Genomic DNA, 16,518 nt, shown 5'->3' with positions numbered 1-16,518 from the left:
AAGGCGGGCACCCTCAGCGGCGGTGAGCAACAGATGCTGGCAATCGCTCGGGCGATGATGTCGCGCCCGCGCCTGCTACTGCTCGACGAGCCGTCGTTGGGGCTTGCGCCCCGCATCGTGCAGGACCTGTTCCGGATGCTCGGGAAGATCAACCGGGAACAGGAGACGTCGATGCTCGTCGTCGAGCAGAGCGCCGAACTGGCTCTCGCCATCGCAGACCGCGGTTACGTGCTCGAGTCGGGAAACACGGTCCTGTCCGGAACCGCCGCCGAACTGCAGGACCACGACGGCGTCCGACAAGCGTATCTGGGAGTATGACCATGAATCCGTCGACACACATACTCGCAGCGGAGGTCTCGCTGCCGGAATGGTTGAGCACCGTGTCCACCGGGCTGGCGAACGGCGCGCTGTACGCGCTGCTCGCGGTCGCCCTGGTCACCGTGTATCGCACCACCGGTCACCTCAACTTCGCACAGGGCGAGTTCGCGATGATCTCCGCATTTCTCGTGTTCACGTTCGTCGGGATGGGAATGCCGATCTGGGTTGCCATCCTCGTGACGATGGTGGTCACAGCGGCCGCATCGGCGGCCCTGCAGTTCGGCGTCATGCGTCCACTCGAAAGCCGTGGGCACAGTGCGTCACTCATCGCAGTGTTGGGAATGTTCCTTTTCGCCAACTCGTTCGCAGGTGTCGTGTGGGGAGTCGATAACAAGACTCCACTGGCTCCGTTTCCGGATGGAACGGAGGACCGGTTGACGATCATCGGCGGAGACCGGCCCTTCACTCTGAGTTTCGTGACTCTCGGGGTGTGGGGGGCGTTGATCGCTCTGCTGATCGTGCTGTGGATTCTGTTGTCCAAGACGAAATTGGGGGTCGCTTACCGGGCGGTCATCTCCAACCGATCCTCAGCGGCACTGGTGGGCATCCCGGTCGCGGGTGTGTTCGCTTTCGGGTGGGCGCTCGCCGCCGTACCCGGAACGCTGGCCGGCGCGCTCACCTCTCAGGCGACGAGCACGCTCAACTTCTCGATGATGATCAACGTCCTGATCTTCGCGTTCACCGCGGCGTGCGTCGGCGGCTTCGACAGCCTCGTCGGTGCGGTCGTCGGTGGACTGTTGGTCGGCGTCGTCGAATCGGTGGTACCGAGGCTCTTCCCCGCGATCGGCACCGGCTCGGGACTGATGATTGCACTGGTCCTGCTCCTTGTCGTCCTGGTGATCCGGCCTCAAGGCATGTTCGGACAGAAGGAGGTGACACGGGTATGACTACCGAAACTGGTGTCGTGCAACGGAATGTCGAATCGGTCAGCGGTCGCCCCGTGGCCGAGGAAACGCGGTCCGCGATGCAGGCGGTGGCGGCGCGGTTCTCTCGCCGCTCCCTGTACGTCGGAGCGCTTGGATACGTGGCGGTCGTTGCGGTGACGGCGGTCGCCCTCCCCGAGGCCCGAGTCCTGCAACTGGCGACGGCGCTGGCCTACGGACTGTCGATACTCGGGCTCAACCTGGTGTCCGGATATGCGGGGCAGATCTCGCTCGGTCACAGTGCATTCTTCGGCATCGGCGCGTACACGAGCACGATCCTTGTCACCGACCACGGGTGGCCGCTACTGGCAACGCTACCGGTCGGCGCCGTCCTCGGATTCGTGGTCGGTGTGATCGCGGGCCTGCCCGCGCTACGCCTCAAGGGCCACTACCTGGGTCTGGTCACCTTGAGTTTCGCGGTGGTCTTCCCACTGATCATCACGCATTTCCCGGACCTGACCGGTGGCGTCAACGGAAAGCTCCTCCAGTCGGCGTGGGTGATACCCGACGGTGCTCCTGCCTTCTTCACCCAGACGACCATCAACTACCTCGTCGTCGCCGTCGTCACCGGAATCGGATTGTTGGTGTGCCGCAACCTCGTCCGCTACGGGCGATCCCGGACGCTCATAGCGATCCGTGACAACGAGGTCGCGGCCGCCACGAGTGGAGTGCACCTGGCGCGGGAGAAGACGATCGCATTCGCCTCGAGCACCGCCATCGCTGCCATCGGTGGTTCCCTGTTCGCCATGGTCACCGGGGTAGTCGGACCCGAGACGTTCGGCATATTCCTGTCCATCCAGCTGTTGACCGGCCTCCTCATCGGCGGGTCGGGGACACTGGTCGGACCGATAATCGGCGGCCTGGTGCTGGCATTCCTGCCGACCCTCACCGCCGATGTCGTCGGCGGCACGGGGGCCAACATGGTGTACGGCGCGCTTCTCGTGCTGTTGATGTTCTTCATGCCTCTCGGTATCGCAGGCGGCGGGCGGGGACTGCTCCGCCAGGTCTCACGTTGGTTGGAAGCGAAGGGCAGACATCGCTCCACCCGACGCTCCGTACCTCGAGACACCGTGGGACCGACATCGCAGAATCCGTGTATCTGATCGGGTACGGTGGACTCACCTGGTTTCTGTTTCGCCCAGGTGAGTCCACCACCTCACACCACTTTCGCCGATCAATCTGCCGAAAATGGTTCAACCAATCATCCACTTTACCAAGCACTGTACGGACATCAAAGACACAGCAAGGAGAACCCATGTTCAACGTCGACGAATCGCTCGTCCTCACCGTTCCCACCGAGGACCAGACCGACAATCCGTGGTTGCGCGGCGCATGGAAGCCGCAGCGCCGCGAGTACGCGGTTTCTGGTGACGAAATGAAGGTCATCGGTGAGATCCCTCGTGACCTCAACGGCATCTACATCCGCAACACCCACAACCAGGCCATGGCGCCGATCGGTATCTACCATCCGTTCGACGGTGACGGAATGCTCCATGCGATGCGCTTTGACGACGGAAAGGTCGAGTACCGCAACAAGTTCGTGCGAACCACCGGCTTCCTCGCCGAACAGGGCGCGGGCAAGGCACTATGGCCGGGACTGCTCCAGCCGCAGGACTACACCCGTCGCGGGTGGGGGTCGATGGGCGCGATGAAGGACAACGCCGGCACCGATGTGATCGTGCACAGCGGCCAGATCATCGCATCGATGTCCCAGGGCAGCGAACCGTGGAGCCTGAGCCCCACCACGCTCGAGACTCTCGGAACCAAGAGCTGGGCACAGCTGGTCCCTGACGGTCTGGCGTCGCACTACAAGGTCGACAACGACACGGGCGAGCTGGTCTTCTTCAACTACCCGATAACCGCTCCGTTCATGAACTACGGCGTCGTCAACAAGGAAGACAACCTCGTCCACTACGTGCCGATCGAGTTGCCCGGCGCGCGCTGGCCCCACGACCTGGGTATCACCAAGCGGTACTCGATCCTCCACGATCTGCCGTACTTCTTCGACCCGGATGCACTCAAGGCCGGGCGCAAGAAGCTGGACTTCCATGACGAAATTCCGGCACGGTTCGGTATCATTCCCCGCTACGGACGGACCGAGGACGTCCGCTGGTTCGAAGCAAAGCCGGCCTGGGTGATGCACCTGGCCAACTGCTTCGAGGACGGCGACTGGGTGGTCCAGGACGGCTGCATCTGGGACAACCCCGTGATGCCGCCCGTGCAGAATCCGAACGACGTCTACGGGCGCATTGCCCGTCAGCTCGACAAGCACGCCACCCATACCCACATGTACCGGTGGATGTTCAACATGGTGACGGGCGAGGTCCGCGAGTTCCCCCTCGACGACGAGGTCGTCGAATTCCCGGTAGTCAGTAACGATTTCGTGGGTCGCGACTACGAGTACGCGTACGCATCGCTGTTCCTGCCCGGGCACTGGATGATGACCGGAATCAAGAAGTTCGAGCTCAAGACCGGCAACGTGACCCGCACCGAATACGGCGACGGCCGTTTCGGGTCCGAAGTGTGCATGGCGCTGCGCGACGGCTACACCGCCGAGGACGACGGTTACGTGATCACCTTCGTCAACGACCTGACGGCCGACACTTCCGAGTGCGTCGTCTACGACGCCGCGCGCATCGAAGAGGGACCGGTCTGCCGGATCATCCTCCCCGAACGGATCTGCGCGGGCACCCACGCATGCTGGGTCGAAGGTGACCGGATCGACGGCGAGAATCGGGCTCTCGCGGAAGCGCGGTAATCCGCCCTAGCCGACGAATGACATTACCCTGCAACGGATGATGCCTTCCGCGGGTCCGGGAACACCACCCCGGATCCGCGGCCACACCTGCGGTGCCGACGAGACTCGGTTCACCGCTTCCACGAGAGGAGTTCGGATGCTCAGCACGATGCAGGACGCGCCGCTGTCCATCGCTACCTTGCTGCGTTACGGCAGCACCGTTCACGGCGGGGCCGAGGTCGTCACCTGGACCGATTTCGGAGCGCAGCGTCGCAGTTACGCCGAGATCGGCAGACGATGCGCGGCACTGGCACACGCCCTGCGCGGACTCGGAGTCACCGGCGACCAGCGGGTGGCCACGTTCATGTGGAACAACGCCGAACACCTCGAGGCATACCTGGCGGTACCGTCGATGGGCGCCGTCCTGCACACCCTCAACATCCGCCTGTTCCCGGAGCAGTTGGTCCACGTCGCCAACCGCGCCGAAGACCACGTGATCATCGTCGACCCCACCCTCATCCCGCTCCTCGCACCGCAACTACCGCAGCTGACCTCCGTCAAGCACGTCATAGTCACCGGTGACACGACCGCCGGTCTCGAGGCGCCCGAGGGCGTGCAGGTACACGCCTACGAGGCTCTGATCGCAGACCAGCCCACCGAATTCCACTGGCCCGAAATCGACGAGCGGTCCGCCGCGATGTGCTACACCTCGGGTACGACCGGAGATCCGAAAGGCGTTGTCTACTCACATCGTTCGATCTGGTTACATTCCATGTCCGTGTGCATGACCGACGGGATGGCGCTGCGGCAGGGCGACAACGCATTGGCGATCGTCCCACAGTTCCATGCGATGTCGTGGGGACTGCCCTACGCCGCGTTCATGGTCGGGGCCTCGTTGCTCATGCCTGATCGCTTCCTGCAACCCGAACCCCTCGTCCGGATGATCGCCGAAGCTCGCCCGAACTTCGCCGCGGCCGTGCCGACGATCTGGCAAGGCATCCTGCACCACCTGGAGAACCACGCCGACGACGTTTCGTCGATGAAGACTGTCGTGGTGGGTGGGTCGGCCGTTCCGCCCGCCCTCATGCACGCATTGGAGGAGCAGCACGGCATCACCGTGCTACATGCGTGGGGCATGACCGAAACGTCGCCTCTGGCCTCGGTCGCCCACCCCCCGAGTAGTGCCACCGGCGAGGAGGCCTGGCGATACCGCTACACCCAGGGGCGGTTCCCCGCCGGTGTCGTTCCGTCGGACGGCACGTCCGTCGGAGAACTGGAAGTGCGAGGACCGTGGATCGCCGGCGCGTACTACGGAGTGGACGCACCGGAGAAGTTCGATGACGGGTGGCTTCGCACGGGCGACGTCGGAAAGATCACCCCGGATGGCTTCCTTACCATCACCGATCGTTCCAAGGACATCGTCAAGTCCGGCGGTGAGTGGATCTCGTCGGTCGAACTCGAGAACCTCGTCATGGCACACCCCGATGTCCTCGAGGCGGCGGTGATCGGCATCCCCGATCCCAAGTGGGATGAACGCCCACTCGTCGCCGTCGTAATCCGTGACGGCTCCGATGTCACCCCGACTCAGCTGAAGGAGTTCATGGTGGGCAGGGTGGCAGGCTGGCAGCTCCCCGAGAACTGGGTACGGATAGCGGAGGTGCCGAAAACGTCCGTCGGAAAGTTCGACAAGAAGCGACTTCGTACGCAGTTCTACGACGGCGAATTGTGTGTCGAACACGTCTGACCGACAGTCCGGGCGGGAAGGTCGGCAACAGGAGGCCGTGTTCCACTCCACGGACAGATCGAGTTACCCTGGGGTCCAATATGTTCGATAGACCGATGACCGGCTACGACAAGAGGGCCTGGATCTGTGAGTTCACCTCGTCCCGATGTCGCGGCCCCAAGGCTTCGGTCGGGTCGTCAACGTCACCTCCTTCACCGGGCTGCGTGGCAACACCGGCCAGGCCAACTACGCCACGGCCAAAGCCGGCATCATCGGCATCACCAAGACCGCCGCCAAGGAACTCGCCCGCTTCGGTGTCACCGTCAATGCCATCTCCCCCGACGCCGAAACCCGCATGGTCGCCTCCATCCCGGACGACAAGAAGGCTGAACTCGCCGCCGCGGTCCGATAGGTGGTTTCGCCGACGCCTCCGAAATGTATGCAGCGGTGGCGTTTTCTCGCCTCCCGTGAAGCCGGATCCATCACCGGTGTCGTCCTGCCCGTCGACGGAGGCATGTCTATCTGATGCCGTCCTTCACCTGTGACGAGCTGACCACGGCCGCCGGCACCGACCTCGGACACAGCCGGTGGATCGAGATCGACCGGGCTCACATCGATGCCTTCGCCGAGATCACCGAGGATCACCAGTGGCTCCACGTCGATCCCGAGCGCGCCATGCAGAGCTCGTTCGGCAGTACGATCGTCCACGGCAATCCGACGTTGTCGTTGGTTCCGGTCGAAAGCCGAGTGCGAGGGCACGGTGAGATCGTCGACGTGTCTCCGGTGTCGACCGGTCTGCATTCTGGCCATATCAGCGAGGCGACAACCAACAGAACCGCCACCGCTCGGAAATCTATCCGCTTCATCCGGAAAGCTGCCGGGTCGATCCCGATGCTGACGGGAACACCCGGAGCCTGCCGTTGGAACCGTCGGGCACGATGGTCGCGCACAACGTCGCACCCGGCGGTAGGTGTCCGTCCCCGCCTCCTTCAGCCGGGACGGACACCCGTATGCGATCAGGCCTCGAGGCGCTCGATGATCGTGACGTTGGCGGTGCCGCCGCCCTCGCAGATGGTGAGCAGGCCGTAGCGGCCGCCGATGCGCTCGAGCTCGTTGAGCAGCGTCGCCATCAGCTTGGTGCCGGTTGCGCCGAGCGGGTGGCCGAGGGCGATGGCGCCGCCGTTGACGTTGACCTTCGCCGGGTCGGCGCCGATCTCCTTGATCCACGCGAGCACGACGGGCGCGAACGCCTCGTTGATCTCGACCAGGTCGATGTCGTCGATCGTCAGACCGGCCTTCTCGAGGGCGTACTGCGTCGCCGGGATCGGGGCGGTGAGCATGAAGATCGGGTCGTCGCCGCGGGCGCTGAGGTGATGGATGCGGGCGCGGGGCTTCAGGTTGTGCTTCTTCACGGCCTCGTCGGACGCGAGCAGCAGTGCGGATGCGCCGTCGGAGATCTGGCTCGCGACCGCCGCGGTGAGGCGACCACCCTCGACGAGCGGCTGCAGGCCCGCCATCTTCTCGAGGCTGGTCTCACGCGGGCCCTCGTCGACGGTCGCGTCGCCGAGCGGCACGACCTCGTTGTCGAAGCGACCGGCGGCGATCGCGGCCTTCGCGCGTTCGTGGCTCTGCAGCGCCCACTTCTCGAGTTCCTCGCGGCTGAGGTCCCACTTCTCGGCGATCATCTCGGCGCCCTTGAACTGGGACACCTCGTCGCTGCCGTAGCGCTCGGTCCAGCCCTTCGACCCGCCGAAGGGGGTGTCGAACCCGTACTGCTGACCGGCGGTCATCGCCGACGAGATCGGGATCTGCGACATGTTCTGCACGCCACCGGCGATGATCAGGTCCGCGGTGTTGCTCAGGATGGCCTGGGCCCCGAAGTGGATCGCCTGCTGGCTCGAGCCGCACTGGCGGTCGACGGTGACGCCGGGGACGTGCTGCGGGTAGCCCGCGGCGAGCCACGCAGTGCGGGCGATGTTGCCGGCCTGCCCGCCGATGGCGTCGACGCAGCCGAACACGACGTCGTCGACGTCGGCGGGGTCGATGCCGGTGCGTTCGACGACCGCCTTGATCACGTGGGCGCCCAGGTCGGCGGGGTGCACTCCGGCGAGGCCGCCGTTCTTCTTGCCGATCGGGGTGCGCACCGCGTCGACGATGTATGCCTCGGTCATGTTTGCTCCTATGAGGATTCGGGTCTCGACAGGCCGTCGAGGACGATGCTGAGGTACTGCTGGGCCACGCGGTCGGCGGTGAGGGTCCCGCCGGGCTTGTACCAGCGCACCGCGACCCACACGGTGTCTCGCAGGAACCGGAAGACCAGTTCGACGTCGAGTTCGGAGCGGAAGCTGCCGTCCTCGATGCCGCGTTCGATGACACCGACCCAGAGGTCGCGGAATTCGGTGTTCAGTTCGGCGATGTACGCGAAGCGTTCGTTGCCGACGAGGTGCTTGGCCTCGTCCTGATAGATCGCGACCGCCGAGTGGGATCGGTCGATCGACTCGTAGGACGCCGTAATGAGTCCTTCGAGGGTCGCGCGGGAGTCGAGTCCGGCGGCGACGATCTTGCGGTAGCGGCCGAACAGGTCGTCGAGGAATCCGCGGAGGATCTCGTCGACCATCGATTCCTTCGAATCGAAGTGGTGGTAGAGGCTGCCGGACAGGATGCCCGCCGCGTCGGCGATGTCACGGACGGTGGTCGCGCGCACGCCTCGGGAGGCGAACAGGTCGGCTGCGATGGCGAGCAGTTCGGCACGGCGTCCGGACTTACCGGCGGCATCGTCACGGGGTGGAGTCATGGATGCATCCTTTCAAGGCCGCGGTGTGCCTTTGTGGCGGCCAGGGGCGCCACAAAGGCACACCGGGCGGTCACGCCCTCTGCGACGAGATCGAGACGACCTCGCCGGTCAGGTACGTGGTGTAGTCGCTGGCGAGCATGGCGATCGTCGCGGCGATCTCCCACACGTCCGCGGCCCGCCCGAAGGCTTCGCCGGCGGCGAGACGGTCGAGCAGCTCCTCGCTGGTGACCTTCGCGAGGAACGGGTGCCGCGCGATGGACGGGGCGACCGCGTTGATGCGCACGCCGTATTCGGCGGCTTCGATCGCCGAGCACCGGGTCAGCGCCATGACACCGGCCTTGGCGGCGGCATAGTGCGCCTGCGAGTGCTGGGCACGCCAGCCGAGCACCGACGCGTTGTTGACCAGCACCCCGCCGTGGTCGACGCTGCGGAAGTAGCGCAGCGCCGCGCGGGTGGCGCGGAACGTGCTGTTGAGGGTGATGTCGAGGACGCGATCCCACTGTTCGTCGGTCATGTCCACGACGGGAGTTTCCCCGCCGAGCCCGGCGTTGTTGACCAGGACGTCGATGCGGCCGAGTTGTTCTGCGGCACCGGTGATCAGGGCGTCGACCTGCTCGGTGGACGAGACGTCGCACACGATCGAGGCGATCTGCTGCTGCGGGAACTCGGCGGCGAGCTTCTCGACGGTCTCGCCGAGACGGCGTTCGTGGAAGTCGGAGACGAGCACGTCGCCGCCTTCGAGCAGCGCGCGCCGTGCGGTCGCGAATCCGATGCCGGTGCCCGCGGCGGCGGTGACGACGACCTTCTTACCGGCGAGCAGGCCGTGGCCGGGAGTCTCGACGGGAACTTCTGCGAGGGGTGAGGTGGTCACGGGCGTGCCTCTCGGGGAAGGCCGAGCACCCGCTCGGCGATGATGTTGCGCTGGACTTCGTTGGATCCGCCGTAGATGGTGTCGGCGCGGGTGAACAGGAACAGCCGCTGCCATTCGGCGAGTTCGAGGTGTTCGGGGTCGGTGATCACCGACGGGTTGCCGGCGTGATCGTGATCGGGGCCGACGAGCGACGCCGCGCCCTGCACGTCCATGGCCAGCTTACCGAGATCACGATGCCAGTTGGCCCACAACAGTTTCTGCACGGACGCCTGGCCGGGGTCGGCGTCGGCGAGGGTGCGCACGGCGTGGGCGCGCATGACCCGCAGGCCGATGCGGGCGCGGGCGATGCGCTCGCGGATGTGCGGGTCGCCGGCGGCGCCGTTGGCCTCGGCGAGCGCGACGATGCCGTCGAGTTCGCGGGCGAAGCCGATCTGCTGGCCGAGGGTGGAGACGCCGCGCTCGAAGGTGAGCAGCGCCATCGCGACCTTCCAGCCGTTGCCGGGCGCGCCGACGACGAGGTCCGCGTCGGTGACGGCGTCGTCGAAGAACACCTCGTTGAATTCGGAGGTGCCGGTCAGCTGCTGGATGGGCCGGACGGTGACGCCGGGCTGGTCGAGCGGCACGAGCAGGAAGCTCAGGCCCTGGTGCCGGGTCGAGCCGGGCTCGGTGCGGCACACGACGAACGCCCACTGCGCGACGTGCGCGAGGGACGTCCACACCTTCTGTCCGTTGATCACCCACCTGTCGCCGTCGAGCCGCGCGGTCGTCGAGACGTTGGCGAGGTCGGACCCGGCGCCGGGTTCCGAGTAGCCCTGGGCCCACAGTTCGGTCACGTTCCGGATCCCGGGCAGGAAGCGCTGCTTCTGCTCCTCGGTGCCGAACGCGATGAGCGTCGGGCCGAGCAGTTCCTCGCCGAGGTGATTGACGCGCGCGGGCGCGTTCGCCTTGGCGTATTCCTGGTGGAAGATCACCTGCTGTTCGAGGGTGGCACCGCGCCCGCCGTACTCGGTCGGCCATCCGATGCACGTCCATCCGGCGGCGGCCAGATGCCGATCCCAGGCGAGCCGCTGTTCGAAGAACTCGTGCTCGCTTCCGGGCCCGCCCTTACCTCTGAGCTCGGCGAATTCGCCGGTCAGGTTTTCTTCGAGCCACTGGCGGACGGTGGCCGCAAACTCTGCGTTCTCGAGACTCTCGCTCTGATCCACGTCTGTACGATAACCTACCAAGCAATTGCTAGGTAGGGAGCTCAGTGACTGCACATCCGAGAACCACGCCGGCCGCCCTGGATCGCGCCGCCGGCACCTACGCCGACCGGCTCGCCATCGCCGACGGCGATACCCGTCTGACCTTTGCACAGCTGCGCGACCGGGTCCGGGACTTCGCCGCCGCACTCGTCGCGAGCGGCGTCGAACCGGGTGACCGCGTCGTCCTGTGGTCGCCGAACACGTACCACTGGGTCGTCGCCGCCCTCGGTGCGCACTGGGCCGGTGCCGTCGTCGTCCCCGTCAACACGCGCTACACCGGCGCGGAGGCGGCCGACATCGTCGACCGCGTGCACGCCACGGTGCTCGTCGTCGTCGGCGAGTTCCTCGGCGCCGACCGGTACGCCCAGCTGCGCGAGGCCGCACCCGAACTGCACGTGCCGCATGTCGTGCGGGTCCCGGTCGGCGGGAACGACGTTCCCGCCGAGGGCGTGCGGGACTGGGACGACTTCCTGGCCCTCGCGACCGACGCGAGCCGCGCCGAAGCCGATACCCGGGCCGCCGCGGTCGACGCCGACGACGTCTGCGACATCCTGTTCACCTCCGGCACCACCGGCCGCAGCAAGGGCGTGCTCAGCGCACATCGCCAGACGATCGGGGTCGCGCAGGCGTGGGCCGACTGCGCCGAACTGTCCGCCGAGGACAACTACCTGATCATCAACCCGTTCTTCCACAGCTTCGGCTACAAGGCCGGCATCGTGGCCGCGCTCCTGTCCGGAACGACCGTCGTGCCGATGGCCGTGTTCGACGTCGAGAAGGTCATGGCGATCGTGTCCGCCGAGCAGATCAGCGTGCTGCCCGGCGCACCCACGATCTACCAGAGCATCCTCGACCATCCCCGCCGCGACGACTACGACCTGTCGAACCTGCGCATCGCGGTCACCGGCGCGGCCCCGGTGCCGGTCGCGCTGGTCGAGCGGATGCAGAACGAGCTGGCCTTCGACGCGGTGCTCACCGCCTACGGCCAGACCGAGGCGGTCGTGGTCAGCATGTGCCGCACCGACGACGACCCGGTCACCGTGTCCACGTCCTCGGGCCGCGCCACCGCCGACTTCGAGATCCGCATCGGCGAGAAGGGCGAGATCCTGCTGCGCGGACCCAACGTGATGCTCGGCTACCTCGACGATCCCGAGGCCACCGCGGCGACCATCGACGCCGACGGCTGGCTGCACACCGGCGATGTCGGAACCCTCGACGAGCGCGGCTATCTCGACATCACCGACCGGCTCAAGGACATGTACATCAGCGGCGGTTTCAACGTCTATCCCGCCGAGGTCGAGGCGGCACTGCTGCGACTGCCCGGTGTGCACGAGGTCGCCGTGATCGGCGTACCCGACGGCCGCATGGGCGAGGTCGGCCGCGCCTTCGTCGTGCCGCTGGCCGACGCAGACCTGTCGGAGGACGCGGTGATCGCGTTCTGCAAGGAACGGCTCGCCGGGTTCAAGGTCCCCCGATCGGTGCGGTTCGTCGAGTCCCTTCCCCGAAACCCGTCCGGCAAAGTTCTGAAAAACGTTCTGCGTGAGGAGAAATCATGACCGTCCCGTTCGAGCCCGATGTCGTCACCTACGAAGTACGGGACGGGGTTGCGATCGTCACGCTCAACCGCCCGGACTACCGCAACGCCCAGAACTCGGTGATGACCTACGCCCTCGACGCCGCCTTCGAGCGCGCCGTCGAGGACGACGAGGTGAAGGTGATCGTGCTGGCCGGCAACGGCAAGCACTTCTCCGCCGGTCACGACCTCGGCACCCCGGGACGCGACCACCACGTGCACTACGACAACAAGGCCGTCATGTGGTGGGACCACATCGACAAGCCGGGCGGCGACCAGCGCTACGCCCGCGAGATGGAGGTCTACCTCGGGATGTGCCGCCGCTGGCGGGAGATCCCCAAGCCCACCATCGCGTCGGTGCAGGGCGCCTGCATCGCCGGCGGTCTCATGCTCGCGTGGGTGTGCGATCTGATCGTCGCGTCCGAAGACGCCTTCTTCTCCGATCCCGTCGTGCGCATGGGCATCCCCGGTGTCGAGTACTTCGCGCACCCGTGGATCCTCGGGACGCGCTTCGCGAAGGAAATCCTCTACACCGGTGACCGCTTCACCGCGCAGCGCGCGTACGAGGTGGGCATGGTCAACCGCGTCGTGCCGCGCGAACAGCTCGAGGACGAAACCCTCGCCCTCGCAGCGCGGATCGCGGAGATGCCGCGCTTCGGCCTGGCCCTGACCAAACGTGCCGTCAACCAGTGCGAGGACCTCATGGGCATGCGCAACGGCATGGACTCGGTGTTCGGACTGCACCACTTCGCGCACGCCCACAACGCCGAGGTCGGGACCGATTCCCTCGGTGGCATGAACGCGAAGTCGATGGCGGCCAGCGCCCGGCCCGTCCAGGAAGGCAAGTGATGGATCTCGAGTTCGACGACGCCACAGTCGCATTCCGCGACGAGGTGCGGGCGTTCCTCGCCGAGAACGTGCCGTCCACACCGCTGAAGTCCATGGATACGAAGGAGGGCTTCGAGGAGCACCGGCAGTGGGAACGCACCCTTGCCGACGCCCGCCTGTCCGTCGTGTCCTGGCCCGCCGAGCTCGGTGGCCGTGACGCGACGCTGCAGCAGTGGGTGATCTTCGAGGAGGAGTACTATCGCGCCGGCGCACCCGGGCGGGTCAGCCAGAACGGCATCTTCCTGCTCGCCCCCACCCTGTTCGAGCACGCCAACGCCGAGCAGCTCGCGCGCATCATGCCGAGGATGGCCCGCGCCGACGACATCTGGGCGCAGGCGTGGTCCGAACCCGAATCGGGCAGCGACCTGGCGTCGCTGCGCTCCACCGCGACCCGCACCGACGGCGGCTGGCTGCTCAACGGCCAGAAGACGTGGAGTTCGCGGGCAAGCTTCGCGGACTGGGGCTTCGGCCTGTTCCGCTCCGATCCGGATGCCCAGCGCCACAAGGGCATCACGTACTTCATGTTCGACCTGCGCTCCCCCGGCGTCACCGTCCGCCCGATCGATCAGCTCGACGGCGAGCCGGGCTTCGCGGAGATCTTCCTCGAGGACGTGTTCGTGCCCGACGACGCCGCCAACCCCGGCGAGTCCGGTGTCATCGGCGGCGTCAACGAGGGGTGGCGCGTCGCCATGAGCACCGCGTCGAACGAACGCGGCCTGTCGCTGCGCTCCCCCGGCCGCTTCCTCGCGACCGCCGACCGGCTGCTGCAGCTCTACCGCACCTCCCCGCTGCACGGTGACGCCGCGCTGCGGAACCGGGTGGCGGACGCGTGGATCGGTGCGCGGGCGTACGAACTGTCGACCTGGGGCACCGTGACCCGGCTCGAGGCCGGCGGCCAGCTCGGCGCCGAGTCGTCGATCAACAAGGTGTTCTGGTCCGAGTGGGACATCGCCGCCCACGAGACCGCGCTCGAACTGCAGGGCCCGGAGGCCGAGCTCGTCGACTCCTGGACCGACGGCTACCTCTTCTCGCTGTCCGGCCCGATCTACGCGGGTACCAACGAGATCCAGAAGAACGTCATCGCCGAGCGGCTGCTCGGCCTACCGAAGGGCGACCGATGAGATTCGCACTCGACGAGTCCCACGAGGACTTCGCGGCGAGCATCGACGCGCTGCTCACCAAGTCGGACATGCCGGCGGTGATCCGCGCCTGGAACACCGGGGACACCGGACCCGGCCTGAAGGTGTGGCAGCGTCTCGCCGAGACCGGCGTCAACGGCCTGCTCGTCGCCGAGGAACACGACGGTCTCGGGGCCGACGCCGTCGATCTGGTCGTCGCCGTCGAACAACTCGGCCGTCACGCGGTGCCCGGCCCCGTCGTGGAAACCGTCGCGGTCGCACCGAAACTGCTCGCCTCGGTCGCGCCCGACCGGCTCGCCGCGCTGGCGTCCGGTTCCCTCGCGACGGTCGCGGCGGCTCCGCACGTGCCGTACGCGGTCGACGCGGACACCGCCGATCTGGTTCTGCTCGTGCAGGATTCGACTGTATCCACCGGCGCCGCCGGCGACGCACACGGATCGGTCGACCCGGCCCGGCGGCTCTTCGCGGTGACCCCGGCGGAGACCCTCGGCACCGCGGACTTCACCGACGCGTTCGACCTCGGTGCGCTCGCGACCGCGGCGCAGCTGATCGGGCTGGGACGCACCCTGCTCGAGATCAGCACCGAATATGCGCAGCAGCGCAAGCAGTTCGGTCGCGTCATCGGCTCGTTCCAGGCGATCAAGCACCACCTCGCCGAGGTCGCCGTCGCCCTGGAGATGGCCCGCCCGCTGCTGCTCGGTGCGGCGCTCGCGGTGCGGGACGGACTGCCGACGGCCTCGCGGGACGTCTCGGCCGCGAAGGTCGCGTGCGGTGACGCCGCGTACCGGGCCGCCCGCACGGCGCTGCAGGTGCACGGCGCGATCGGTTACACGCAGGAACACGACCTGTCGCTGTGGCTGACGAAGGCCCGCGCGCTGGTCACCGCGTGGGGCACGCCGGATGTGCACCGGGCGCGGGTCGTCGCCGCTCTGGAGGCATCGTGACGTTCGAAACCGAGGATCGCGCCGCCCTGCGGCAGTCGGTGCGCGACCTGCTGGCCAAGCACTCCGACTCCGCCGCCGTACGCAAGGCCATCGCTTCACCGGACGGCTTCGACACGACCCTGTGGGCTCGGCTCGTCGAGCAGATCGGGGTCGCCGCACTCGCGATTCCCGAGGAGTTCGACGGAGTGGGCGCGTCGCTCGCCGAAACCCACGTCGTGCTCGAGGAACTCGGCCGCACCCTGACGCCCTCGCCCATGCTCGGCTCCACGGTGCTCGCCGCGCAGTTGCTGCTCCTCTCCGGCGACGCCGAGGCGTCCGCACGGCTGCTGCCGGGCATCGCGGCCGGCGAGGTCGTGGCGGTGTGCTGGGCATCCGAATCCGGTTGGAACACACCGGATGTCACGGCGTCAGGCGATTCACTGACCGGCACCGCGCACTACGTGCTCGGCGGGGACGTCGCGACGACGCTGCTCGTGCTCGCCGGCGACGGTGACAGTGACGGAGTCGCACTGTTCGAGGTGGATCCGGACGCCGACGGTGTCGAGCGGCGCCGGGTGCCGACGATGGATCCGACTCGGTCCCTGTCCCAGGTGTCGTTCACCGCGGTGACCGGGCGGCGCCTGTCGTCGCCGGCCGACCTGGTCGAACGGCTGACGACGGTCGCGCTCGTCGCACTGTCCGCCGAGCAGGTCGGGGCCGCGCAGGCCGCACTGGATCTCACCGTCGAATACGCGAAGAACCGCAAGCAGTTCGGTCGCGTCATCGGCTCGTTCCAGGCACTCAAACACCGGATGGCCGACATGTACGCGCTCGTCGAGACCGCCCGGTCGATGTCGTACGCGGCGGCACTGTCGCAGGATCCGCAGGACGCCTACGCCGCGAAGATCTACTGCTCCGAGGCATTCGAGCAGGTCGCGGCCGAGGCGATCCAGTTGCACGGCGGCATCGCCATCACGTGGGAACACGACGCGCAGCTGTATTTCAAGCGGGCCCACGGCACCGCGCAGCTGTTCGGCCGGCCGCACGAATATCTGGGTGCGGTCGCCCACTGACGGCGCTACCCTGCCCGGGTGCCCCTGCTCGACGCCACCGCACCGCCACCGAGCCGCCCCTGCCGCATCCTCGTCGCCGGCACCTCCGGGTCCGGGAAAACGACGCTGGCGGGGCGGCTCGGGGCGGTGCTCGGCATACCGCACGTAGAGCTGGACGGGTTGCACCACGGACCGAACTGGACCCCGCGGGCGTCGTTCGCCGACGACGTGGACCGGTTCAGCGCGCAACCCGCGTGGGTGACGGAATGGCAGTAC

15 protein-coding genes and 2 pseudogenes are annotated in these 16,518 nt (G+C 67.0%); 13 read left to right on the top strand and 4 right to left on the bottom strand.

Translation table 11 applies throughout. The annotated features are described in order from the left end of the window. The 7 genes and pseudogenes from I0Q12_RS09715 to I0Q12_RS32530 form a co-directional block, all read left to right on the top strand. A partial coding sequence (locus I0Q12_RS09715) for an ATP-binding cassette domain-containing protein (RefSeq protein ID WP_197251727.1) occupies positions 1 to 318 on the top strand: 318 nt, incomplete at its 5' end. A gap of 2 nt (positions 319 to 320) precedes the next feature. Next, positions 321 to 1,265, top strand: coding sequence for a branched-chain amino acid ABC transporter permease (locus tag I0Q12_RS09710; RefSeq protein WP_197251726.1), 945 nt, complete (start codon positions 321 to 323; stop codon positions 1,263 to 1,265). Further along, positions 1,262 to 2,404: a branched-chain amino acid ABC transporter permease gene (locus tag I0Q12_RS09705; RefSeq protein WP_197251725.1), complete on the top strand. Its 1,143-nt coding sequence runs from the start codon at positions 1,262 to 1,264 to the stop codon at positions 2,402 to 2,404. The genes I0Q12_RS09710 and I0Q12_RS09705 overlap by 4 nt, the downstream gene beginning before the upstream one ends. 152 nt (positions 2,405 to 2,556) lie before the next feature. Further along, positions 2,557 to 4,059, top strand: coding sequence for a carotenoid oxygenase family protein (locus I0Q12_RS09700; RefSeq protein WP_197251724.1), 1,503 nt, complete (start codon positions 2,557 to 2,559; stop codon positions 4,057 to 4,059). Between the two features lie 136 nt (positions 4,060 to 4,195). Next, complete coding sequence (locus I0Q12_RS09695) at positions 4,196 to 5,782, top strand: long-chain fatty acid--CoA ligase (protein ID WP_197251723.1); 1,587 nt, start codon at positions 4,196 to 4,198, stop codon at positions 5,780 to 5,782. A 139-nt stretch (positions 5,783 to 5,921) separates the two neighbouring features. Next, positions 5,922 to 6,287 (top strand): annotated as a pseudogene (locus tag I0Q12_RS09690) (SDR family oxidoreductase); the annotation flags it as partial. Then, complete coding sequence (locus I0Q12_RS32530) at positions 6,287 to 6,850, top strand: MaoC/PaaZ C-terminal domain-containing protein (RefSeq protein ID WP_231610366.1); 564 nt, start codon at positions 6,287 to 6,289, stop codon at positions 6,848 to 6,850. The pseudogene I0Q12_RS09690 and the gene I0Q12_RS32530, both read left to right, overlap by 1 nt. On the opposite strand, the gene I0Q12_RS09680 is transcribed toward I0Q12_RS32530, so the two are convergent. The 4 genes from I0Q12_RS09680 to I0Q12_RS09665 form a co-directional block, all read right to left on the bottom strand. Then, positions 6,778 to 7,932, bottom strand: coding sequence for an acetyl-CoA C-acetyltransferase (locus I0Q12_RS09680; RefSeq protein ID WP_197251722.1), 1,155 nt, complete (start codon positions 7,930 to 7,932; stop codon positions 6,778 to 6,780). The genes I0Q12_RS32530 and I0Q12_RS09680 overlap by 73 nt on opposite strands. An 8-nt stretch (positions 7,933 to 7,940) precedes the next feature. Continuing rightward, complete coding sequence (locus tag I0Q12_RS09675) at positions 7,941 to 8,555, bottom strand: TetR/AcrR family transcriptional regulator (RefSeq protein WP_197251721.1); 615 nt, start codon at positions 8,553 to 8,555, stop codon at positions 7,941 to 7,943. A gap of 70 nt (positions 8,556 to 8,625) precedes the next feature. Next, positions 8,626 to 9,426 carry an SDR family oxidoreductase gene (locus I0Q12_RS09670; protein ID WP_197251720.1) on the bottom strand — a complete coding sequence of 267 codons (801 nt, stop codon included), beginning with the start codon at positions 9,424 to 9,426 and terminating at the stop codon, positions 8,626 to 8,628. Then, entirely contained in the window at positions 9,423 to 10,631 is a 1,209-nt protein-coding gene (locus tag I0Q12_RS09665; protein WP_197251719.1) for an acyl-CoA dehydrogenase family protein, read from the bottom strand. The genes I0Q12_RS09670 and I0Q12_RS09665 overlap by 4 nt, the downstream gene beginning before the upstream one ends. A 44-nt stretch (positions 10,632 to 10,675) precedes the next feature. Here I0Q12_RS09665 and I0Q12_RS09660 point away from each other — a divergent pair, with 44 nt between their 5' ends. From I0Q12_RS09660 to I0Q12_RS32525, 6 genes and pseudogenes are all read left to right on the top strand, one after another. After that, positions 10,676 to 12,223 carry a FadD3 family acyl-CoA ligase gene (locus I0Q12_RS09660; RefSeq protein WP_197251718.1) on the top strand — a complete coding sequence of 516 codons (1,548 nt, stop codon included), beginning with the start codon at positions 10,676 to 10,678 and terminating at the stop codon, positions 12,221 to 12,223. Beyond that, positions 12,220 to 13,089, top strand: coding sequence for an enoyl-CoA hydratase (locus tag I0Q12_RS09655; protein WP_197251717.1), 870 nt, complete (start codon positions 12,220 to 12,222; stop codon positions 13,087 to 13,089). The genes I0Q12_RS09660 and I0Q12_RS09655 overlap by 4 nt, the downstream gene beginning before the upstream one ends. After that, entirely contained in the window at positions 13,089 to 14,249 is a 1,161-nt protein-coding gene (locus I0Q12_RS09650) for an acyl-CoA dehydrogenase family protein (RefSeq protein ID WP_197251716.1), read from the top strand. Before I0Q12_RS09655 ends, I0Q12_RS09650 begins: the two co-directional genes overlap by 1 nt. Then, complete coding sequence (locus I0Q12_RS09645) at positions 14,246 to 15,211, top strand: acyl-CoA dehydrogenase family protein (RefSeq protein WP_197251715.1); 966 nt, start codon at positions 14,246 to 14,248, stop codon at positions 15,209 to 15,211. Before I0Q12_RS09650 ends, I0Q12_RS09645 begins: the two co-directional genes overlap by 4 nt. Beyond that, positions 15,208 to 16,263 carry an acyl-CoA dehydrogenase family protein gene (locus I0Q12_RS09640; protein ID WP_197251714.1) on the top strand — a complete coding sequence of 352 codons (1,056 nt, stop codon included), beginning with the start codon at positions 15,208 to 15,210 and terminating at the stop codon, positions 16,261 to 16,263. The genes I0Q12_RS09645 and I0Q12_RS09640 overlap by 4 nt, the downstream gene beginning before the upstream one ends. A gap of 18 nt (positions 16,264 to 16,281) precedes the next feature. Further along, positions 16,282 to 16,518: pseudogene (locus I0Q12_RS32525) on the top strand (AAA family ATPase); the annotation flags it as partial.

This window comes from Rhodococcus sp. CX (assembly GCF_015865005.1).
In the GTDB taxonomy this organism is placed as follows: Bacteria; Actinomycetota; Actinomycetes; order Mycobacteriales; family Mycobacteriaceae; genus Rhodococcus.
The sequence above is the reverse complement of the archived record's forward strand: the minus strand, read 5'-3'. Positions and strand labels throughout refer to the sequence as shown.